The organism is Streptomyces sp. NPDC059454 (assembly GCF_042749965.1).
Classification (GTDB): domain Bacteria; phylum Actinomycetota; class Actinomycetes; order Streptomycetales; family Streptomycetaceae; genus Streptomyces.
The window spans coordinates 1-20,040 of the sequence record NZ_JBHYVC010000060.1 but is presented as its reverse complement, the minus strand read 5'-3'; the positions used below and the strand labels follow the sequence as shown (position 1 = coordinate 20,040).

19 protein-coding genes are annotated in these 20,040 nt (G+C 72.0%); 10 read left to right on the top strand and 9 right to left on the bottom strand.

From position 1 onward, the window contains the following. Nucleotides 1-197: 197 nt before the first annotated feature. Entirely contained in the window at nucleotides 198-1,361 is a 1,164-nt protein-coding gene (locus ACFXAE_RS29330) for a hypothetical protein (RefSeq protein WP_384720268.1), read from the bottom strand. Continuing rightward, nucleotides 1,358-2,317 carry a 5-dehydro-4-deoxyglucarate dehydratase gene (locus ACFXAE_RS29325; protein WP_384720265.1) on the bottom strand — a complete coding sequence of 320 codons (960 nt, stop codon included), beginning with the start codon at nucleotides 2,315-2,317 and terminating at the stop codon, nucleotides 1,358-1,360. The genes ACFXAE_RS29330 and ACFXAE_RS29325 overlap by 4 nt, the downstream gene beginning before the upstream one ends. Before the next feature lie 237 nt (nucleotides 2,318-2,554). Here ACFXAE_RS29325 and ACFXAE_RS29320 point away from each other — a divergent pair, with 237 nt between their 5' ends. The 8 genes from ACFXAE_RS29320 (at nucleotide 2,555) to ACFXAE_RS29285 (ending at nucleotide 10,378) form a co-directional block, all read left to right on the top strand. After that, nucleotides 2,555-3,364 (top strand): NAD-dependent epimerase/dehydratase family protein, encoded by an 810-nt coding sequence (locus ACFXAE_RS29320; protein ID WP_384720262.1) that lies wholly within the window; start codon nucleotides 2,555-2,557, stop codon nucleotides 3,362-3,364. A 287-nt stretch (nucleotides 3,365-3,651) separates the two neighbouring features. After that, on the top strand, nucleotides 3,652-4,422 hold the full coding sequence (locus ACFXAE_RS29315) for a DeoR/GlpR family DNA-binding transcription regulator (RefSeq protein WP_384720259.1): 771 nt from the start codon (nucleotides 3,652-3,654) through the stop codon (nucleotides 4,420-4,422). Between the two features lie 93 nt (nucleotides 4,423-4,515). Continuing rightward, nucleotides 4,516-5,886, top strand: coding sequence for an ABC transporter substrate-binding protein (locus tag ACFXAE_RS29310; protein WP_384720256.1), 1,371 nt, complete (start codon nucleotides 4,516-4,518; stop codon nucleotides 5,884-5,886). Next, the gene (locus ACFXAE_RS29305; protein ID WP_384720253.1) at nucleotides 5,883-6,824 is read left to right on the top strand and encodes a carbohydrate ABC transporter permease; all 942 of its coding nucleotides are present in this window, start codon (nucleotides 5,883-5,885) and stop codon (nucleotides 6,822-6,824) included. Before ACFXAE_RS29310 ends, ACFXAE_RS29305 begins: the two co-directional genes overlap by 4 nt. Then, complete coding sequence (locus ACFXAE_RS29300) at nucleotides 6,821-7,672, top strand: carbohydrate ABC transporter permease (RefSeq protein WP_384720250.1); 852 nt, start codon at nucleotides 6,821-6,823, stop codon at nucleotides 7,670-7,672. Before ACFXAE_RS29305 ends, ACFXAE_RS29300 begins: the two co-directional genes overlap by 4 nt. Then, the gene (locus tag ACFXAE_RS29295) at nucleotides 7,669-8,658 is read left to right on the top strand and encodes a zinc-dependent alcohol dehydrogenase family protein (RefSeq protein WP_384720247.1); all 990 of its coding nucleotides are present in this window, start codon (nucleotides 7,669-7,671) and stop codon (nucleotides 8,656-8,658) included. The genes ACFXAE_RS29300 and ACFXAE_RS29295 overlap by 4 nt, the downstream gene beginning before the upstream one ends. Before the next feature lie 213 nt (nucleotides 8,659-8,871). Then, entirely contained in the window at nucleotides 8,872-9,096 is a 225-nt protein-coding gene (locus tag ACFXAE_RS29290; protein ID WP_384720244.1) for a hypothetical protein, read from the top strand. An 85-nt stretch (nucleotides 9,097-9,181) separates the two neighbouring features. Continuing rightward, entirely contained in the window at nucleotides 9,182-10,378 is a 1,197-nt protein-coding gene (locus tag ACFXAE_RS29285) for a TerD family protein (protein ID WP_384720349.1), read from the top strand. A gap of 52 nt (nucleotides 10,379-10,430) precedes the next feature. On the opposite strand, the gene ACFXAE_RS29280 is transcribed toward ACFXAE_RS29285, so the two are convergent. The 3 genes from ACFXAE_RS29280 to ACFXAE_RS29270 all read right to left on the bottom strand — a co-directional run bounded on the left by ACFXAE_RS29280 (nucleotide 10,431) and on the right by ACFXAE_RS29270 (nucleotide 14,129). Further along, nucleotides 10,431-10,985, bottom strand: coding sequence for a TetR/AcrR family transcriptional regulator (locus ACFXAE_RS29280; protein ID WP_384720241.1), 555 nt, complete (start codon nucleotides 10,983-10,985; stop codon nucleotides 10,431-10,433). Between the two features lie 110 nt (nucleotides 10,986-11,095). Next, nucleotides 11,096-12,553 carry an alkaline phosphatase PhoX gene (locus tag ACFXAE_RS29275; RefSeq protein WP_384720238.1) on the bottom strand — a complete coding sequence of 486 codons (1,458 nt, stop codon included), beginning with the start codon at nucleotides 12,551-12,553 and terminating at the stop codon, nucleotides 11,096-11,098. A 145-nt stretch (nucleotides 12,554-12,698) separates the two neighbouring features. Next, the gene (locus ACFXAE_RS29270) at nucleotides 12,699-14,129 is read right to left on the bottom strand and encodes a hypothetical protein (RefSeq protein WP_384720235.1); all 1,431 of its coding nucleotides are present in this window, start codon (nucleotides 14,127-14,129) and stop codon (nucleotides 12,699-12,701) included. Nucleotides 14,130-14,314: 185 nt separating this feature from the next. Between ACFXAE_RS29270 and ACFXAE_RS29265 the strand changes: the two genes are divergently transcribed. After that, complete coding sequence (locus ACFXAE_RS29265; protein ID WP_384720232.1) at nucleotides 14,315-16,129, top strand: endonuclease/exonuclease/phosphatase family protein; 1,815 nt, start codon at nucleotides 14,315-14,317, stop codon at nucleotides 16,127-16,129. A gap of 193 nt (nucleotides 16,130-16,322) precedes the next feature. On the opposite strand, the gene ACFXAE_RS29260 is transcribed toward ACFXAE_RS29265, so the two are convergent. Together ACFXAE_RS29260 and ACFXAE_RS29255 are read right to left on the bottom strand one after the other, a co-directional pair. Continuing rightward, nucleotides 16,323-16,685 carry a DUF3618 domain-containing protein gene (locus tag ACFXAE_RS29260; RefSeq protein WP_384720229.1) on the bottom strand — a complete coding sequence of 121 codons (363 nt, stop codon included), beginning with the start codon at nucleotides 16,683-16,685 and terminating at the stop codon, nucleotides 16,323-16,325. Then, nucleotides 16,682-17,098, bottom strand: a complete 417-nt coding sequence (locus ACFXAE_RS29255; protein WP_384720227.1) for a phage holin family protein — start codon at nucleotides 17,096-17,098, stop codon at nucleotides 16,682-16,684. The genes ACFXAE_RS29260 and ACFXAE_RS29255 overlap by 4 nt, the downstream gene beginning before the upstream one ends. Nucleotides 17,099-17,229: 131 nt before the next feature. Here ACFXAE_RS29255 and dapA point away from each other — a divergent pair, with 131 nt between their 5' ends. Continuing rightward, entirely contained in the window at nucleotides 17,230-18,126 is an 897-nt protein-coding gene (gene dapA, locus ACFXAE_RS29250) for a 4-hydroxy-tetrahydrodipicolinate synthase (protein WP_384720224.1), read from the top strand. On the opposite strand, the gene ACFXAE_RS29245 is transcribed toward dapA, so the two are convergent. Then, nucleotides 18,123-19,346 carry a WD40 repeat domain-containing protein gene (locus tag ACFXAE_RS29245; protein ID WP_384720221.1) on the bottom strand — a complete coding sequence of 408 codons (1,224 nt, stop codon included), beginning with the start codon at nucleotides 19,344-19,346 and terminating at the stop codon, nucleotides 18,123-18,125. The genes dapA and ACFXAE_RS29245 overlap by 4 nt on opposite strands. Continuing rightward, on the bottom strand, nucleotides 19,343-19,903 hold the full coding sequence (locus ACFXAE_RS29240) for a SigE family RNA polymerase sigma factor (protein ID WP_384720218.1): 561 nt from the start codon (nucleotides 19,901-19,903) through the stop codon (nucleotides 19,343-19,345). Before ACFXAE_RS29240 ends, ACFXAE_RS29245 begins: the two co-directional genes overlap by 4 nt. Nucleotides 19,904-20,040: the final 137 nt, after the last annotated feature.

The window sequence follows — 20,040 nt, the reverse complement described above, 5'->3', positions numbered from 1 at the left end:
TGCGACCAACCGCGCCGCCGCCGCTGCGGGCAACCGCGCCGCCGCTGCTGCGGGCAATCGTGCCGCTGGGGCGGCACGGGTGGGCGGTGGGGTACCTCCCGCTCGAGCGGAGCCGAGAGTGGGGGAGGCACCCCGCAAACGCCGGGCTGCGCCACACACCCCCGGCCCAGCCCTCGCACCGTCACGCCCCCGGCGCCTCAGAGCCCGGCCAGCGCCGACCGCACCGCCTCCAGGTCCCCGTCCGACGCCAGCCCCGCGTGGTACAGGCGCAGTTCCGTGGCGCCCAGGCGGCGGGCCTCGGCCGCGTCCGCGGCGAGGGTGCCGGGGCTGCCGCCCATTCCGGAGACGACGGTGAAGTTGGCGGCGAGGACGGTGTCCGCGCCGGCCTCCCGGGCGAACGGGGTCAGCAGCCCGGCGCCTCCGGTGCACGGCACGACCACTCCGTCGGCGACGGAGAGGATGTGGGCCGGGTCGACACCGGCGTTGGCGCCGCAGTGGTAGGACACCGGGTCCGCGTGCAGCAGGACCTGGAAGCCCTCGGGGGCGGCCTGCCGTACGGCGGTGACCGCGGCCTCCTGGAGCGTGCGGGCCGTCTCGTCGCGCCACGCGCGGGTGGCGTTCGCCGTTTCCTCGCCGAGGAGTTTTCCGACGCCCGTCCAGCCCCCGTCGGAGGGCGCCCCCCGCCACACCGGTTCCAGCGCGGCGCGTACGGCGGCGGCGAGTTCGTCGGCGTCCAGGCCCCGGGTGCCGTAGCCCTCGCGGCAGGACGGGCAGAAGCACAGGGACATCAGGTACTGCCCGGCGTCCCCGAGCCCGACCCCGGCGGTCTTGTCGTGGGCGTGCAGATGGGCCAGTCCGTACCAGCCGAGGGACTCCAGCTCGGTGCCGCGCGCCCCGGGCCGTACCGCCGCCTCGGCGGCCAGGTCGGTCAGGTACGCGCGCGTGTCGGGCCGGGCGATGCACGGCGCCCAGGGGTAGCGGTCGCCGTAGGCGTTGACCACCGAGGTGTCCGGATGCTCCGCGCCGAGGCGGGAGTTGTGCGCGAGCACCACCCACGTGTGCACCTGAAGGCCCGCGTCCGCGAGCGCGGCGGCGGCCTCGCCGAAGGCGTCACCGGGCGCCCAGTCCCCGGCCGGGTACGGGCGCGGGGCGCGGCCGGACCAGTGGTCCCCCGCCGGGTACAGCACGGCCGCGTACTCGGCGGTGACGACGCGGTGGCGCGGGTGGCGGGGGGTCAGCGCGCGCGTGGAGTGGTAGGCGGAGGCGAGCGTCACCTGCGCCGTGCCGAGCGCGGCGATCCGCGCGGGTGCCTCCGGGTCCCCGTTGACGTCCCAGGGATAGACGAACGCCGACGCCTTCACTTGTCCTCCTCGAGCAGCGCGTGTCCCCGCTCGATCAGCCGAGCGAGCTGCTTGACATGGTCCCCGGCCGGTTCGTGCAGCGGCGGCCGCACCTCCCCCACGTCGAGGCCGCGCAGGCGTACGCCGGCCTTGACGAGGGAGACGGCGTAGCCGCGGCCCCGGGCGCGCAGTTCGACGAACGGCCGGTAGAAGCCGTCGATCAGGCGGTGCGCGGTGGCCGTGTCGCCGGTGCGGAAGGCCGTGTGGCAGGCGAGGGCGATCTCGGGCGCGAAGCAGAACGCCGCGGACGAGTAGAGGGTGATGCCGATGCCGCCGTAGGCGGGCTGGGTCAGCTCGGCGGTCGGCAGCCCGTTGAAGTACAGGAAGTCACCGGGGCCTTCGACGCGTACGGCGCTGACGATCCGCTGCATCAGGCCGAGGTCGCCGAGACCGTCCTTGAAGCCGACGATCCCCTCCGTGCGGGCCAGTCCGACGACGCTCTCGGGGGTGAAGACGGCGTTGTCGCGCTGGTAGACGATCACCGGCAGGGAGGTCGCGGCGGCCACCTGCCGGTAGTGCCGCAGCAGTCCCTCCTGCGCGGCCCGCACCAGGTACGGCGGCATCACGAGCAGCCCGTCGGCCCCGGCGCGCTCGGCGAGGCGGGCGTAGCGGACCGCGAGCGCGGTGCCGTAGCCGGCGCCCGCGACGACCGGGACGCGCCCGTCGGCGGCCTCCACGGCCGCCGTCACGCACAGCTCGAACTCCTCCGGCGTCAGCGCGTGGAACTCACCGGTGCCGCAGCAGGCGAACACGGCGGCGGCACCGGCCTCCACCCCGCGCCGCACATGGAGCCGGTAGGTGTCGAGATCGACGGAGCCGTCGGGTCCGTAGGCGGTGACCGGGAAGAACAGCGGCCCGCTGGGGACACCGAGTCGGGCGGTGAGAGGGGCTGACGTCACAAGCTCTCCCAGGTCCATATTCCTGATTCGCGTCCATACCTCTGAACATGTTCACGCTAAGACCCCCCGGGACCCCGGTCAAGCACTGCAACTCGTCACACACCAGCGAATTCTTTCGCTCCACAGGAAGTCGCGGAATACTTGACGCGTCACGTCCCGCCTCCTTAGCGTGTCCATGAATATGAATGCCGTGCATCCATATATATGGACTCATATGTACGGGCGGCACGGCCGACCATGCAAGGAGACCCGAGGATGCCCGCTCCCCGCACCGTTCTGCTCACCGGCGCCGCCGGCGGCCTCGGCACGCTGATGCGGGGCCTGCTCCCGGACCACGGCTACGAGTTGCGCCTGCTCGACCTGCGCCCCATCGACGGCGAACCGGACGCGATCGTCGCGGACCTCGCCGACAAGGACGCCGTGCGCGAGGCGGTCCGCGGCGTCGACGCGATCGTCCACCTGGCCGGCATCTCCCTGGAAGCCCCGTTCGAGAAGATCCTGAAGGCCAACATCGAGGGCACGTACAACCTGTACGAGGCCGCCCGCGAGGAGGGCGTCGGCCGCATCGTCTTCGCCTCCTCCAACCACGCCGTCGGCTACACCCCGCGCCCGCAGGGCGACGACCCCCTCATCCCGGTCGACACCCCGCGCCGCCCGGACACCTTCTACGGCCTGTCCAAGTGCTTCGGCGAGGACCTCGCCCAGCTCTACTGGGACAAGCACGGCCTGCAGACCGTCTCCGTGCGCATCGGCTCCTGCTTCCCCGAGCCGACCAGCGTGCGCATGCTCTCGGTGTGGATGAGCCCTGCCGACGGCGCCCGCCTCTTCCACGCCGCCCTGACCGCCGAGAACGTCGGCCACACCGTCGTCCACGGCTCCTCCGCCAACACCCGGCTGTGGTGGGACCTCACCTCCGCGCGGGCGCTCGGCTACGACCCGCAGGACGACTCCGAGCCGTACGCCGAGAAGCTGATCGCCGAACAGGGCGAGCTGGACCCGGACAACCCGGCGCACGCCCGTCTGGGCGGCCACTTCGTCACCGACCCGCCCGTCTGGCCGTACTGACGGCGGGACCCGGACGGAAACAGACGGAAAATCGACGCATCCCACGGCGGGCGGGCACCGAACGGGCCCGCCCGCCGCCGCATGCGGGCATCCGTGCTGCCCGCTCCCACCCGTTCGACCGCGCCCTCCCAGGTCCGAGCCGGGTACGGGACGAGCCGAACGGGCACAACCGGGCAGGAACGGGCCCGCAACAGACCTGGTCAGCATCGAAAGCCCGCTGTAAAACTTCCTGCATGGGTCCCACCGGGCCCGAACGGGCAGCGAGATCAGGAAGCGGGTGTCCGGCCATGAGCAACAGGACGGCCGAAGAGCGCCAGCGGGAGATCGTACGGGTGGCGCGCACCACCGGTTCGGTCGACGTCAGCGCGCTCGCCGCCGAACTGGGCGTGGCCAAGGAGACCGTACGGCGGGATCTGCGCGCCCTGGAGGACCACGGTCTGGTGCGCCGCACCCACGGCGGCGCCTATCCCGTGGAGAGCGCCGGCTTCGAGACGACGCTCGCCTTCCGCGCCACCAGCCACGTCCCCGAGAAGCGCAGGGTCGCGGCCGCCGCGGCCGAGCTGCTCGGGGACGCCGAGACGGTCTTCGTCGACGAGGGCTTCACCCCGCAGCTCATCGCCGAGGCCCTGCCCACCGACCGGCCGCTCACCGTGGTCACCGCCTCCCTGCCGGTCGCGGGCGCGCTCGCGGAGACCGGCACCGCGTCCGTCCTGCTGCTCGGCGGCCGGGTCCGCTCCGGAACCCTCGCCACCGTCGACCACTGGACGACGAAGATGCTCTCCGGTTTCGTCGTCGACCTGGCGTTCATCGGCGCCAACGGGATCTCCCGCGAACACGGACTGACCACGCCCGACCCGGCGGTCAGCGAGGTCAAGGCGCAGGCGGTGCGGGCCTCCCGCCGCGTGGTGTTCGCCGGCGTCCACACCAAGTTCGGGGCGGTCAGCTTCTGCCGGTTCGCCGAGGTCGGCGCGCTGGAGGCGATCGTCACGAGCACCCTGCTCCCGGCGTCCGAGGCCCATCGCTACTCCCTGCTGGGGCCGCAGGTCATCCGGGTCTGAAAAAGATCAGCTCAGCACACTGTTTTACGTCCCCATCGGGCCTACCCCTACCAGGCGACGCCCGTTATACCCCTATATGTCCAGGAGCGATCCATGCGAACCCAGAGCCGACGGAGGCCGCGAGCCACACTCGCCGCGGTCGCCGCAGGGACGCTACTCGCCCCGCTGCTCTCCGGCTGCTGGGTCGGGGCGGGCGGGGCCGGATCCGGCGGTGACTCCATCAACGTCCTGATGGTCAACAACCCGCAGATGGTCGAGCTGCAGAAGCTGACCGCGGACCACTTCACCAAGGACACCGGCATCAAGGTGAACTTCACCGTGCTGCCGGAGAACGACGTCCGCGACAAGATCAGCCAGGACTTCGCCAACCAGGCCGGCCAGTACGACGTGGCCACGCTGTCCAACTACGAGATCCCCATCTACGCCCGCAACGGCTGGCTGAAGGAGATGGACTCCTACGTGGGCAAGGACGCCGCCTACGACGAGCAGGACGTCCTCAAGCCGATGCGCCAGTCCCTCACCGGCGACGACGGCAAGCTCTACGGCCAGCCCTTCTACGGCGAGTCCTCCTTCCTGATGTACCGCAAGGACATCTTCGAGAAGGAGGGCCTGACCATGCCCGACGCCCCCACCTGGCGGCAGGTGGCCGACCTCGCCGCCGAGCTCGACGGCGCCGAACCGGGCATGAAGGGCATCTGCCTGCGCGGCCTGCCCGGCTGGGGCGAGGTCATGGCCCCGCTGACCACGGTGGTCAACACCTTCGGCGGCACCTGGTTCGACAAGGACTGGAAGGCCCGCCTCGACTCCCCCGAGTGGAAGGAGGCGGTGGAGTTCTACGTCGGCCTGGTCCGCGAGCACGGTGAGGCCGGCGCGCCCCAGGCCGGCTTCGCCGAGTGCCTGAACAACATGACCCAGGGCAAGGTCGCCATGTGGTACGACGCCACCTCCGCGGCCGGCGCCCTGGAGGCGGACAAGTCCCCCGTGAAGGGCAAGCTCGGCTACGCCCCGGCGCCGGTCGAGAAGACGGAGTCCTCCGGCTGGCTCTACACCTGGGCCTGGGGCATCCAGGACGCCTCCCGCAACCCCGGCAACGCCTGGAAGTTCGTCTCCTGGGCCTCCAGCAAGGAGTACGAGCAGCTGGTCGGCGACGAGTTCGGCTGGTCCAACGTCCCGGCCGGCAAGCGCGCCTCCACCTACGCCAACCCGGACTACCGTGCCGAGGCCGCCGCGTTCCAGGAGATGACCAAGGAAGCCATCGAACAGGCCAGGCCCGACGACCCCGGCGTGCAGCCGCGCCCCGCGCCCGGCATCCAGTTCGTCGGCATCCCCGAGTTCACCGACCTCGGCCTGAAGGTCTCCCAGGAGATCAGCGCGGCCATCGCCGGACGCCAGTCCGTCGACGCGGCCCTGAAGAAGTCCCAGCAGCTCGCAGAAGAGATCGCCGAGGAGTACGAGGGACGATGACCGCCACGACGACGGCCCCCGTGGCCGCACCAGAGACACGACCGGCTCCTCACCGGCCCTCCGCGCGGCTGCGTGCCTGGGCCACCCGGGCCCCGCTGCTGCCCGCCCTGATCTTCATGATCGCGGTCACCCAGCTGCCCTTCGTGGCGACGCTGGTGATCTCCTTCTTCGACTGGAACGCCCTCTACCCCGACGCCCGGCACTTCGCCGGCTTCGAGAACTACCAGGAGGTCCTCACCGACGAGGCCCTGCGCAAGTCGGTGTGGACGACGATCCTGCTGACGGTGGCGGTCGTGCTGGCCAGCCTCGTCCTCGGACTGCTCCTCGCCCTCCTGCTGGACCGGAAGTTCCGCGGCCGGGGCATCGTGCGCACCCTGCTCATCGCCCCGTTCCTGGTGGTCCCGGTGGCGGCGGCGCTGCTGTGGAAGCACGTCCTCTACAACCCCGAGTACGGCCTCCTCAACGGCCTGTTGCACTACGTGGGCGGTCCCCAGCCCGACTGGATCTCCGACACGCCGCTGCTCGCCGTCGAGGCCGCGCTGGTGTGGCAGTGGACCCCGTTCATGATGCTGATCCTGCTGGCCGGCCTGCAGAGCAGGGACCAGCAGCAGATGGAGGCCGCCCGGGTGGACGGGGCGAGCAACTGGCAGATCTTCCGCTACCTGACCCTGCCCCACCTGCGCCGCTACCTCGAACTGGGCGCCCTGCTCGGGTCGATCTACATCGTGCAGAACTTCGACGCGGTCTTCACGATCACGTCCGGCGGCCTGGGCACCGCGAACCTGCCCTACACCGTCTACCAGACCTTCTACCAGGCTCACGAGAACGGCCTCGCCTCGGCGGCCGGCGTCCTGGTCGTCATCGGCTCGCTCGTCATCGCGACCCTCGCCCTGCGCGTGGTGTCGTCCCTGTTCCGTGAGGAGGCGTCCCGCGCATGAGCAACGTCGCCGTACGCACCAGCGGCCGGTTCCGGAGCGGAGCGGGCCTCGGCCTGGTCGCCTGGCTGGCCGGCATCGTGTTCTTCCTGCCCATCGCCTGGATGGCCCTGACGTCCTTCCACTCCGAGGCGGACGCCGCCACCAATCCCCCGTCCTTCGGGGCCGCCCTCACCCTCGACGGCTACCGCGAGTTCTTCGGCGCGGGCGGCGGCGCGAGCCCCTGGCCGTCCCTGATCAACTCCATGGTCGCGTCCGTCACCTCGACGCTCCTGGTCCTGCTGCTGGCCCTCCCCGCGGCCTACGCCCTGTCCATCCGCCCGGTGAAGAAGTGGACGGACGTCCTGTTCTTCTTCCTCTCCACCAAGATGCTGCCGGTGGTGGCGGGCCTGCTGCCGATCTACCTGTTCGCCAAGAACACGGACATGCTGGACAACATCTGGCTGCTGGTCATCCTCTACACCTCGATGAACCTGCCGATCGCGGTGTGGATGATGCAGTCCTTCCTCGCCGAGGTCCCGGTCGCGATCATCGAGGCGGCACGGGTGGACGGCGCGAAGCTGCCGACCGTCCTGACCCGGGTCGTCGCGCCCATCGCGCTCCCCGGCATCGCCGCCACCTCCCTCATCTGCTTCATCTTCAGCTGGAACGAGCTGCTGTTCGCCCGGGTCCTGACGGGCGTGGTCGCCGAGACCGCCCCCGTCTTCCTGACCGGCTTCATCACCAGCCAGGGCCTGTTCCTGGCCAAGGTGTGCGCCGCGTCGCTCGTCATCTCCCTGCCGGTGCTCGCCGCGGGGTTCGCCGCCCAGGACAAACTGGTCCAGGGCCTGTCGTTGGGAGCCGTGAAATGAAGGCCGCCGTCATCGAGTCCGTGGGCAAGGCCGTCGTCACCGAGGTCCCGGACCCGACGCCGGGGCCGCGCGACGTCGTCGTCGAGGTCGCCGCGTGCGGGCTGTGCGGCACGGACCTGCACATCCTCCAGGGCGAGTTCGCGCCGAAGCTGCCGATCGTGCCCGGACACGAGTTCGCCGGCGAGGTGGTCGGGATCGGCTCCCAGGTCACGGAGGTGTCGCTCGGCGACCGGGTCGCGGTCGACCCCTCCCTGTACTGCCACGAGTGCCGCTACTGCCGCAACGGCCACAACAACCTCTGCGAACGCTGGGCGGCGATCGGCGTCACCACGGCGGGCGGCGCGGCACAGTACGCGGTGGCGCCGGTGGCGAACTGCGTGAAGCTCCCCGAGCACGTCCGCACCCAGGACGCGGCGCTGATCGAGCCCCTGTCGTGCGCGGTGCGCGGCTACGACGTGCTGCAGTCGCGGCTCGGCGCGCACGTGCTGATCTACGGGTCCGGGACCATGGGCCTGATGATGCTGGAGCTGGCGAAGCGGACCGGTGCGGCGAGTGTGGACATGGTGGACCTGAACCCGGCGCGGCTGGAGACGGCGCGGCGGCTGGGGGTCTCCGCGTCGGCGGCGAACCCGGACGAACTCGACCGCCCCCAGGGCTGGGACCTCGTCATCGACGCGACGGGCAACGCGGCCGCGATCCAGGACGGCCTGGACCGGGTGGCCAAGGCCGGTACGTTCCTGCAGTTCGGGGTCGCCGACTACGCGACGCGGGTGACGATCGATCCGTACCGGATCTACAACCAGGAGATCACCATCACCGGCTCGATGGCCGTCCTGCACAGCTACGAGCGGGCGGCGGAGCTCTTCGCGAACGGCGTCCTGGACCCGGACGTCTTCATCAGCGACCGTCTGCCTCTCGACCAGTACCCCCAGGCCCTGGACCAGTTCGCGGCGGGCGTGGGCCGGAAGATCGTGGTGGTGCCGTAGGCGTTTTTCGCCCCCGCCGCCCTGCCCGTTCCCGTCCCCCGGGCCCCCTCGGCACGGGACGGGCCTCGTCCTCGAGCGCCGGACAGGCCGGCTTCAGTCCCTCCGGCGTTTGAGGAGCGGGGGTCCGGGGCGGAGCCCCGGAAGGGGACGGACAGGGGCGGCGGGGGGCGAAAACCTCTGGGGCTCCCCGCCCCGCCCCCGTACCATTCCCGCATGCCCGGACCGAGCGGCTTCGTCTACGAGGCCCACGCCACCGGCACCGTCCGCATCACTCGTCACAACCGCCCGGCGACCACCCTCCACGGCGACCGGGCCGCCCGCTTCCTCACCGAGGTCACCACCGCCCCCGACCCCCAGTTCGTCATGGCCCGCTGGACGGGGAACTACAAACGCGGCAACGAACGAACCGCCCGTGACCACCCCCGCAACCGCCGCTGAGCCCGGCCGAAAACCGACTGCGCCAAACGGGCCACAGGTAAGGGAACGGCAAAACGGTCCCGCTCGTTCACCGGGCATGACAGCTATGACCCCCGGCTCGAACATCCCTCTCCCCACCGCCCGCGTGACGGTGGACGTCGCCGCTCCGGTGCGGCTCGACGTATCGGGCCTGCTGCTCACCGCCGACGGCAAGGTGCGCTCCGACGACGACTTCATCTTCTACAACCAGCCCGTCGGCCCCGGTGTGACCCACCGCTCCGGCGGTGGCACCGCCCCCGACGCCATCACGATCGACACCGCGGCCGTCCCGCCCGGCATCGAGAAGATCGTCGTCACCGCGAGCCCCGACGCCGCCGGTCAGACCTTCCAGGGCATCGAACCGACCGCCACCATCCGCGGCGCGGACGACAACGCGGTCCTGGCCACGTTCACTCCCCCGCGCCTCGGCACCGAGACGGCCCTCGTGATCGTCGAGATCTATCTGCGCAACGGCGCCTGGAAGGCCCGAGCGGTCGGCCAGGGCTACGCGAACGGCCTGGCCGGCATCGCCACCGACTTCGGCGTCACCGTCGAGGAACCCGCCGCGCCCGCCGCGCCCGCCACCCAGCCGGTCACTCCGCCGCCCGCCCCGCCGGTGTCCGCGCCGCAGGCGCCCCCCGCCCCCGCCATGCCCCCGGCTCCGCCCGCCGCCGCCCCCGGCACCGGGAAGATCAACCTCGACAAGGGCCGGGTCAGCCTCCAGAAGAACCAGACCGTCTCCCTGATGAAGGGCGGCCGCCCGCTGCTCTCCCAGGTCAAGATGGGCCTCGGCTGGGAGCCGGCCTACCGCGGCAAGGACATCGACCTGGACGCCTCGGTCATCGCCTACGGCCCGCAGCGCAACCACATCGACAGCTGCTACTTCGGCAAGCTGCAGATCGTGAACGGCGCGATCAAGCACTCCGGCGACAACCTCACCGGCGAGGGCGGCGGGGACGACGAGGTGATCACCGTGGACCTCGGACGCCTCCCCCAGGAGGTCTCCGGCCTGGTCTTCACGGTCAACTCCTTCTCCGGCCAGAAGTTCACCGAGGTCGCCAAGGCCTACTGCCGCCTCATGGACGCCACCACGGGCGAGGAGCTGGTCCGCTTCGACCTCACCAGCGCCGAACCGCAGACGGGCGTGATGATGGCGAAGCTGATCCGCCAGTTCTCCGGCGAGTGGGAGATGACCGCGATGGGCGACTTCGTGAAGTCCCGCACGGTGCGGGGGATGGTGAAGCCGGCCGGCCAGGCACTGTAGCCACTCGGACGAGCCGTCGGGCGTCCCCCGCCCAGGGGCGCCCGGACAGGCCCTACGCCCGCAGCCCGTCCATCAGCAACCCCAGGTAGCGGCGGATCTGCGTGCCCTCCCCGCCCGCCAGCTCCGAGGCCGTCGCCACGCCGTGGGCCAGCCGCAGCACATCGACGGACCCGACGTCCCGCCGCAGGACGCCCGCCTCCCACGCCGCCCCGACCAGCCGGTCCACCGCGCTCTTCAGCGGATCGCAGCACTCCGTGCCGCCGTCCCCGACGGCGGCACCCAGCAGCGCCCGCAGCCCCCGGATCCGGAGCATCCCGGCGCCGAGTTCGTTCAGCCATTCCACCAGCGCCTCGCCCGGCGGCAGCCGCTCGGCCAGTTCGCCGGCCCGCGCCGCGATCGACTCGATGCGGTCGACGTACGCGGCCTCCAGCAGCGCCCGACGGGTCGGGAAGTGCCGGTAGAGCGTGCCGGACCCGACGCCCGCCCGCTTGGCGATGTCGTCGAGCGAGGCACCCTCACCGTGCGCGGCGAACGCCTCCACCGCGGCCTCCAGCAGCAGCTCCCGATTGCGGCGGGCGTCCGCGCGCATGGACCTGACCTGCGCCATCACCCACTCCTCACCCCGGGACCCTCCCCGTACCCTACCGAGCGGGCAGCGGGGAGGGTCCCGGACCGGAGCGGCCCTTCACCGGGTCGTGCTCCGGGCGAGCGAATCGGTCACCGGCGCTTCTGCCGCTTCCACGGGCCGGTGATGGCGAGCATGATGCCGGGTTCCTGGATGTTGGCGTACAGGGTCTTCCCGTCGGGCGAGAAGGTGACGCCGGTGAATTCGCTGAACTCCGGCTCGTCCTCGGTGCCGATGTTCAGTTCGTTGCGGGCGATGGGGTAGGTGCGTCCGCTGTCGGTGGCGCCGAACAGGTGCTGCACGCCCTCGCCGTCCTCGGCGATGATCAGACCGCCGTACGGCGAGACGGTGATGTTGTCCGGGCCGTCGAAGGCGCCGTCCTTCGCCGGATTCCGGTTGACGCCGAGCAGGACCTTCAGGGTCAGCGTGCGGCGCCTGGGGTCGTAGAACCAGACCTGGCCGTCGTGCTGCACGGGGCTCTCCTCGCGGGCGTAGGAGGAGACGATGTACGCCCCGCCGTCGCCCCACCACATGCCCTCCAGCTTGCGGGCGCGGGTGACCTCTCCGTCCCCGAACTGCTCGCGCACGTCGACGGTCCGCGCGTCGCGGTCGGGTACGTCCACCCAGTCGACGCCGTACACCGTGCCGGTCCTCGTGGCGCGGGAGAGGTCGTCGACGTACCGGCCGCCGGAGTCGTAGCACTTGGGTGCCTGGAGGACGCCGGCGTCGTCGGCGAGCCTGCGGAGGGCGCCGGGACCGTAGCGGAAGCCCTCCGGCGGGGTCCAGCGGTAGAAGAGGCCGTTGGGCTCGTCGGCGTCCTCGGTGAGGTAGGCGTGGCCGCGCTTGGTGTCGATGACGACGGCCTCGTGGTCGTAACGGCCGAAGAACTTCAGCGGCTTGGGGTCGCGGTTGGCGCGCCGGTCGGCGGGGTCGACCTCGAAGACGTAGCCGTGGTCCTTGGTCATGCCGTTCTCGCCGGCCCGGTCGGAGTTCTCCTCGCAGGTGAGCCAGGTGCCCCAGGGGGTGCTGCCGCCGGCGCAGTTGTTGGCGGTGCCGGCGATGCCGACCCATTCGGCGACGCCGCCGTCGGGGCGGACCTCGACGACCGTGCAGCCGCCGGGTGCGGCCGGGTCGTAGACGAGGCCCTCGGTGAGCGGGACCGGGAACTCGGCCTCGTCGCGCGGGCCGTCCATCTCGTGGTTGTTGACCAGGAGGGTGCTGCCGCGCGGGCCGGGGAAGGCGGCCGTGCCGTCGTGCTCGGCGGGCGTGAACTCGCCCGACTCCAGCCGGGTCCTGCCGGTGTGGGTGAGGACGCGGTAGGTGAACCCCGCGGGCAGGGCGAGGAGTCCGTCCGGGTCGGCGAGCAGCGGCCCGTACCCGACCCCGCCGTGCCGCCCCGCCGCTTCCTCGGTGCCCTCGTCCGTGCTCTCGGCGTCGGCGGTCGCAAGGGCGTTGGGCGCGGAGGCGAGGGCGGCCACGCTGCCCGTCAGCGCGACACCGGCGCCGGCGATCGCGGACGTTCTGGCGAAGTCCCTGCGGGTGAGCGACATGCTGTCTCCTGTGACGTGGCTGGGCCGTGGAGGGTGGCGAACCCCGTGCGCCCGCCACGCTCCCGCCCGCGCCTGAACGCCGGTTGAACACCGAGGGTCACGGGGGTTCTCCCTTCCGTGAACCGCACGGGTCCCGTCGAGGAGCTCAGCCCCCGTGCTGCGACCGGGCCTTGAACGCCGCCTTCCGTGCCTCCTTCGCGATCCGCTTGTCGGGGTGCAGCCGCCCCATGGCCTCCAGCACGTCGGCGGTGGCCGGATGCTCCACCCGCCAGGCCGTGTCGAAGAAGCCGCTGTGCTGCCGCGCCAGCCCCTCCACCAGGGAGCGCAGTTCCTCGGAGTTGCCCTCGGCGGCGAGCTGGGCGGCGACCGTGTCGACGGTCAGCCAGAAGATCAGGGCCTCGGACGGCGGCGGTACGTCGGTCGCCCCGTGCTCGGCCAGCCACACCCGGGCCAGTCCGCCGAGTTCGGGATCGTCCAGCACCTCCCGCAGCGCGGGCTCCGCCGCCGCGCCGACCAGCGACAGCGCCTGCTGGCACCGCAGCCGCCGCAGCGGCGCACCCTGGTCCGCCCCGCGTGCCGCCGCCAGCAACTCGCGTGCGGCCCGCAGCGGTTCACGCCGGTCCAGCCACCGCTCGGTCTCCGCGTGGGCGGCGGCCGGCGGGAAGAGGGCCGTACCGTCGAGCAGCGCGTCCGCGCCCTTGTCCACGAGGTCGCCCACGGCCGGCGCCTCGAACCCGGCCTCCAGCAGCCGGGCGCGCAGTCCGTACAGCCCGAGCGGGGTCAGCCGCACCATGCCGTAACGGGAGACGTCGGTGTCGTCGACCGGCCCGGCGGGCTCCTCGTCGGTCATCAGCGCCTCGTCCACCGGCCGGTACTCCACGAGCCCGACCGGCTCCAGCATGCGGAACCGGTCGTCCAACCGCATCATCGCGTCGGACACCTGCTCCAGGACGTCGTTGGTGGGCTCGGCCATGTCACCGGGCACGATCACCGACGCGGCCAGCCCGGGCAACGGCACCATCGCCCCGTCGACGCCCTCCCCGCCCACGGTCAGCAGGTAGAGATTGCCGAGCACCCCGTCCAGGAACTCCGCCTCGGCCTCCGGATCCCAGTCCAGCGCGTCGAGATCGAACTCCCCGGACTCCTCGCCCTCGGCGATGGCGTCGACCAGCCCGCCCAGGTCCGGAACGCTCGCGTCACCGATCACCGTCTCCAGGGCCGCGAGCCACACCTCGAGCACGTCCTGCGGCGAACCGCCGGTGAGCAGCGCCAGAGCGTCCCCCGCGGCGACGGTCCCCTCCTCCTCGTCGACCACCTCGACGAGCCCGGCGTCCACGGCGACGCGCCAGGCCTCACTGGCGTCGGCCGCGGCGTCCTCCCCGGTCAGGCCCAGCTCCGCGGCAGCCGCCGGCACCTGCTCGTCGACGAGGCCGCCCCCGGCGTCGACCCTGGTGTCCGGCCCTGCCCAGCGGGCGAGCCCGGCGGCCCGGGAGAGCAGCGGGGTGGACAGGGCGTCGCGCGCCAGCTCCGCTTCGGGACGCAGCCGCGCAGGCGGCAGGATGGAGCTGTCTGACATCGGCTGTTTCTCCTCGGCCCGTTAACGACTCAGCCGCTCAGCCTAGACGGATTTCCACCCATGCCACCCGCTTCATCTCCCCTTCAGCCGCCGTACATGGCTGAAACCTTGACAAGTGGCCCGGCTCGGCTGGAGATTGACGCGCGTAGAAATGGGCGGGTCACACGTTTCCCGGAGGAAGTCCGTTGCCGAGCAAGTCGTCCGCGCGCCTCGCCGCGCTCACCGTCGCCGCCGTGTGTTCCGCGGCATCCACCGTCGTCCTCACGTCACCCGCGCACGCCGACACGGTGCGCATCCATGACGTCCAGGGCGACACCCGCACCTCACCGCTGGCGGGCAAGCAGGTCACGGACGTGGCCGGAATCGTCACCGGCGTCCGCACCTACGGCTCGTCCCGCGGCTTCTGGATCCAGGACCCCGCCCCGGACGCCGACCCGGCCACCAGCGAGGGCGTCTTCGTCTTCACGAGCTCCACCCCCAAGGGTGTCTCCGTGGGCGACGCCGTCACGGTCTCGGGCACGATATCCGAGTACGTCCCAGGAGGCGCGTCCTCGGGCAACCAGTCCCTGACGCAGATCACCCGTCCGGCCTTCACAGTCGTCTCCAGCGGCAACCCGCTCCCGGCCGCCACCACCATCGACGCCCACTCCGTTCCCGCCGCCTACACCCCCGAGCCGAACGGCTCGATCAACGCGCTCCCCCTGCGCCCCGCCGCGTACGCCCTGGACCTCTATGAGTCCCTGGAGGGCATGAACGTCCGGGTCTCCGACACCCGGGTGGTGGGCGCCACCGACCCGTACACCGAACTCTGGGTCACGGTGAAGCCGTACGAGCACCGCAACCGCCGGGGCGGCACGGTCTACGGCTCCTACGACGCCCAGAACACCGGCCGCCTCCAGATCCAGTCGCTGGGCAAGGCGTCCGAGTTCCCCGACGCGAACGTCGGCGACACCCTCACCGGCGCCACCACGGGTCCCCTGGACTACAACCAGTACGGCGGCTACACCCTCGTGGCCAACGAGCTGGGCACCCTCGAGAGCGGGGGTCTCCGGCGTGAGACGACCCGCGAGCAGCACGGCACCGAACTGGCCGTCGCCACCTACAACGTCGAGAACCTCGACCCCGCCGACGACACCTTCGCCGCCCACGCCGCCGCGATCGTGAACAACCTCCGGTCCCCCGACATCGTGTCCTTGGAGGAGATCCAGGACAACAACGGCGCCACCGACGACGGCACGGTCGCCGCCGACCTGACGATGACCAGGCTGATCGACGCCATCGAGGCGGCGGGCGGCCCCCGCTACGACTGGCGCTCCGTCGACCCCGCCGACAAGCAGGACGGCGGCGAACCCGGCGGCAACATCCGCCAGGCCTTCCTCTTCAACCCCGCCCGGGTCTCCTTCACCGACCGTCCGGGCGGCGACGCCACGACCGCCACCGACGTCACGAAGATCCGCGGCAAGGCGGCCCTGACGCTCTCCCCCGGCCGGATCGACCCGGCCTCCGAGGCCTTCGACAACAGCCGCAAGCCGCTCGCCGGCGAGTTCACCTTCCGGGGCCGCACGGTCGTCGTCATCGCCAACCACTTCGCGTCGAAGGGGGGCGACCAGGGCCTGACCGCCCAGTACCAGCCCCCGTCCCGCGGTTCGGAGACCCAGCGCCACCTCCAGGCCGAGGCGGTCCACGACTTCACGGCGAAGATCCTCAAGACCCAGAAGAACGCCGATGTGGTGGTCCTGGGCGACATCAACGACTTCGAGTTCTCGCGGACCACCGAACTGCTCGAAGGTGAGGGCACCCTCTGGTCGGCGATCAAGTCCCTCCCGAAGTCGGAGCGCTACTCGTACGTCTACCAGGGCAACAGCCAGACCCTGGACCAGATCCTGATCAGCCCGTCCATCCGCCGCGGCGGCTTCGCGTACGACAGCGTGCACATCAACGCGGAGTTCCACGACCAGATCAGCGACCACGACCCGCAGGTACTGCGCTTCCGCCCGTAGCGAGAGGCCGCCCACGGCGGCGAGAGGGCGGGACGGGGGTACCCGCCCGCAGCGGCCGGCGCGTCGACTCGGGCACATGCGAACGCCCGATCGCGCGCCGGACCGAGGGCGGCCACCCCGCCCCGCCCCACCGGATCGAAGGCGCCGCGCGCACCCGCTCGGCGGAACGCCGCACCGCGGGGGCGCGGGCACCTCAGCAGCGATGGCGCCGCACCATCACCGCACCCACGACGACCGCGACCACCGCACCGGCGATCACCGCCGGCTTCCGGTACCGCGCCCCGACCTCCCCGGCGTGTGCCGCGCTGCTCCGCATCTGCACGGTCATCGCCCCGGCCCGGTCCCGGAGATCGTCGGCCCGCGCCCGTGCCCGCGCCTTGACATCCATCTTTCCGGCCAACTCCTCGACGGTGTCGCCGAGTTCATGCCGCGTCTGCTCGATCTGCCGCCGCAGTTCGTCCGGCCCCTTGGCCCCGCGCCCCGGCGCAGCCGCCTCCGCGTCCGCATCCACATGGGCCCCCGCCCGGGACCCCGCGCGCCTCACGTCGTGCGTCATCGGTGCGCCCTTCCCTTGATCTCCTCGACATCGGCCTTCACACTGCCCAAGGTCCGCTCGGGCTTGGGCGGCGTGGCCCGGCGCAGCTGCCCACGACCGGCAAGAGCGAGCACACCGGCGATGGCGAACAGCAGCCCCGTCACGATGAGCGCCGCCGCCCACAGCGGCAGCACCAGGTCCAGCGCGGCGACACCCGTACCGGCGAGCGCGAGCAGTCCCGCATAGCCGAACGCCCCGGCCGCACCCAGCATCCCGCCGCCGCGCCCCGCACGACGCCCCTTCTCCGCCAGCTCCTCCTTGGCGAGCGCCACTTCCTGCCGTGCCAGCCGGGAGATCTGCTCGGTGGCCTGCCCGACGAGCTCGCCCACGCTGTGCTCGTCGCGAACCGGCCGTCGCTCGATGGTTCCGGTCACGATGCGCCTCCTCTCGGGTCGGGAAACCCGAGTACCCCCACCGCCCCGGCGCTATCCATAAAGCAACGCTTACTCATACCGGACACGACATTTAAGTAGACCTTCACAACCCATCGGCGGACACTACCCCCATGACCCCCAGGACCCCACCCCTCGGCCGCACCCTGTGTGCGATGATCACCCCGTTCACCCCCGCCGGCACACTCGACCTGGACGGCGCCCAGCACCTGGCCGACCACCTGGTCACCCACGGCTGCGACGGCCTGGTCCTCTCCGGCACCACGGGCGAGTCCCCCACCACCACCGACGCGGAGAAGTCGTCCCTCGTCAAGGCGGTACGCCAGGCCGTCGGCGCCCGGGCGACGATCGTCGCGGGCATCGGCACTCCCGACACCCGCCACACCGCGGAGCTGGCCCGTGCGGCGGAAAAGGCCGGCGCGGACGCCCTGCTGGTGGTGGCCCCGTACTACAGCAGACCCCCGCAGGACGCGATCGAGGCCCACTTCCTCGACGTCGCGGAGTCGACGGACCTCCCCCTCGCCCTGTACGACATCCCGTCCCGCACCGGAGTCCGCATCGAACCGGACACCCTCCTCCGCCTGGCGGAACACCCCCGCATCCGGGCGGTCAAGGACTGCTCGTACGACTTCCTGGCCGCCCAGAAGGTCATGTCCCGCACCGGCCTCGCGTACTACGCGGGCTGCGACGAACACAACCTGGCCCTCTACGCCGTCGGCGGCGCCGGCTGCGTCAGCACGGTCGCCAACGTGGTCCCGGCCCACATCCGCGCCGTCCTGGACGCCTTCGACGCGGGCGACACCACCCGCGCGGCACACCTCCAGCAGCGGGTGACCCCCCTCATCGAGGCGATGATGGCGGACGGCCTCCCCGGCACGGTCACCGCGAAGGCCCTCCTCACCACCCTGAACCTCCCCGCGGGCCCGCTCCGCCCACCGCTGAGGCCCGCCGGCCGGAAGACGGCCGACGGGCTCAGAGCGGTGTACGAGAACCTGACCGGGCTCGGCTAGGAACGGCGCTCGGCGAAGACCGGCTCCCACTCCACCGTCTCGAAGGCCTCGCCCGGCTCACGCACCCCGCTGAGCGGCACGGCCTTCTCGCTGCCGATGGTGACCAGGACCAGCCGCGGCCGGTACTCCTTTGACCCGGGAGCTCTTTCCCAGGCGATCAGCCGCCGGTCGTCCACCCAGGCGAGCAGCTGCGCCCCGCGCACCCGGGTGACCTCCTCGCCCGTGCGTGGATCGCGGATCGAGGACCAGGACGTGTCCTTGGCCTCGGCCGTCAGACCCAGCGCGGCCAGCTTGCCGTCGGGGGACAGCCGCGCGGAGACGTCGGACCGCAGGTGCCGTTCGTTCGCGGGCGCGGGAACCGTGTTCCCGGCGAGGTCGTGGAACTGCTGCAGCCCGTCCTTGCCCCCGATGACCTGCGAGTACACGAGCCGGCCGTCCCGGGAGAACGCGAAGTCCTGCCGTCCGTTGATGTCCGGGCGGGCCGCGACCGGGCTCCAGTCGCCCCGGCCGTCGGCCACGTCCAGGACGTAGAAGCCGCTCCGGGAGGAGTCGCCGTCGAACGGCGGCAGCCAGGCCACGGCCCCGGAGGAACCCTCCGTCCGCTCCAGCAGATCGGGGTGCTCACCATAGGTCGTGGCGACGAGCCTGCCCCCGTCGTGCGAGTAGGCGAGGCCGCCGACCCCGCGGTCGGTGGTGATCCACCGGTCGACCCGGCCCGTGGCCAGGTCCAGGATGCCGATCCGCCGGGCGGGCAGCTTCCGCTCCAGCACGGCCGCGGTACGCGCACCGGGCGCCACGGCGACGAACGACCACCGGTCGTCCTTCCCGTACGTCCCGGTCTCCGGGTCGAGCAGCCAGTAGGTGCGGGTCAGCACCCCTTCGTCGGCCGACCTGGCCACGGCTTCCGCCCTGTAGTAGGCGGCCAGCACGGACCGGCCGGCCGCGATCAGATCGCGCGGCGGCGACTGGTCCGGGTGCGCGGAGACACCCCTCCCGTCCAGGACGGAGGCGGGACGGACGTCCTCCTTCCCCGTGTCCAGCAGTGGCACGCCGACGGCGACCGCGACGACGGCCGCCGTCGCGGCGGCCACGGTGGCGAGCCCGCGGACCCGGCGCCGCCGTCGTGCCGCCAGCACCCGGTCGGCGAATCCCGGTCCGGGCGCCGTCAGTTCCGCCGCCTGTTCACGCAACGCGTCACGCACGAGTTCGTCGACGTTCACGACCGCACCTCCACGGGCGAGTAGTCACCGGACGGCCGTCGCTCGTCCTCGGACGGGCCCAGGGAGCGCAGTTCGGGCGCGAGAGCGCGCAGCCGGGCCAGGGAACGGTGGGTGGTGGACCGTACGGTGCCCACCGAGCAGCCGAGGATGCGGGCCACCTCGGCCTCGGGCAGGTCCTCGAAGTAGCGCAGCACCAGCGTGGTCCGCTGGCGCGCGGTCAACCGGGCCAGCGCACCCCGCATCAGCAGGCGCAGCTCCACGTCGGCCGAGGCGGTGTCCCCGTCCGCACCGGGTTCCGGCGGCTCGGCCACGCTGAGTTCACGCCCGCGCCGTTTCAGCCGCCAGCGGCCGATCTGCTGCCGGTAGAGGATCTGCCGTACGTACGCCTCGGGTTCGTCGATGCGGTGCCAGCGGCCCGCCGCCTTGATCAGCGCGTTCTGCAGCAGGTCCTCGCCCGCGTGCCGGTCGCCGCCACTCAGCAGGACCGCGGTCTTCAGCAGTGCGGGCGACCGGTTCGCCACGAACTCCCGGAAACTCTCCTGCGCTTCGGCATCCATCGCCACCTTCTCTTCACCCGGGAGCGGGCCCTGTGTCCCCTCCCCACGCCCTTGAGGACGCGCCCGGACGGCTCCCGCTATGCCACCGCTCAGCAACTTCACAAAAAAGCGGGCCGGGCCGCGTCGCGTTTCCACGC

Excerpts from the sequence above, each read along its gene's own strand:
- ACFXAE_RS29325 (WP_384720265.1), bottom strand. The coding sequence starts at position 2,317 with ATGGACCTGGGAGAGCTTGTGACGTCAGCCCCTCTCACCGCCCGACTC.
- ACFXAE_RS29320 (WP_384720262.1), top strand. The coding sequence starts at position 2,555 with ATGCCCGCTCCCCGCACCGTTCTGCTCACCGGCGCCGCCGGCGGCCTC.
- ACFXAE_RS29290 (WP_384720244.1), top strand. The coding sequence starts at position 8,872 with ATGCCCGGACCGAGCGGCTTCGTCTACGAGGCCCACGCCACCGGCACC.
- ACFXAE_RS29285 (WP_384720349.1), top strand. The coding sequence starts at position 9,182 with ATGACCCCCGGCTCGAACATCCCTCTCCCCACCGCCCGCGTGACGGTG.
- ACFXAE_RS29310 (WP_384720256.1), top strand. The coding sequence starts at position 4,516 with ATGCGAACCCAGAGCCGACGGAGGCCGCGAGCCACACTCGCCGCGGTC.
- ACFXAE_RS29270 (WP_384720235.1), bottom strand. The coding sequence starts at position 14,129 with ATGTCAGACAGCTCCATCCTGCCGCCTGCGCGGCTGCGTCCCGAAGCG.
- dapA (WP_384720224.1), top strand. The coding sequence starts at position 17,230 with ATGACCCCCAGGACCCCACCCCTCGGCCGCACCCTGTGTGCGATGATC.
- ACFXAE_RS29315 (WP_384720259.1), top strand. The coding sequence starts at position 3,652 with ATGAGCAACAGGACGGCCGAAGAGCGCCAGCGGGAGATCGTACGGGTG.
- ACFXAE_RS29305 (WP_384720253.1), top strand. The coding sequence starts at position 5,883 with ATGACCGCCACGACGACGGCCCCCGTGGCCGCACCAGAGACACGACCG.
- ACFXAE_RS29240 (WP_384720218.1), bottom strand. The coding sequence starts at position 19,903 with ATGGATGCCGAAGCGCAGGAGAGTTTCCGGGAGTTCGTGGCGAACCGG.
- ACFXAE_RS29300 (WP_384720250.1), top strand. The coding sequence starts at position 6,821 with ATGAGCAACGTCGCCGTACGCACCAGCGGCCGGTTCCGGAGCGGAGCG.
- ACFXAE_RS29260 (WP_384720229.1), bottom strand. The coding sequence starts at position 16,685 with ATGACGCACGACGTGAGGCGCGCGGGGTCCCGGGCGGGGGCCCATGTG.
- ACFXAE_RS29275 (WP_384720238.1), bottom strand. The coding sequence starts at position 12,553 with ATGTCGCTCACCCGCAGGGACTTCGCCAGAACGTCCGCGATCGCCGGC.
- ACFXAE_RS29295 (WP_384720247.1), top strand. The coding sequence starts at position 7,669 with ATGAAGGCCGCCGTCATCGAGTCCGTGGGCAAGGCCGTCGTCACCGAG.
- ACFXAE_RS29280 (WP_384720241.1), bottom strand. The coding sequence starts at position 10,985 with ATGGCGCAGGTCAGGTCCATGCGCGCGGACGCCCGCCGCAATCGGGAG.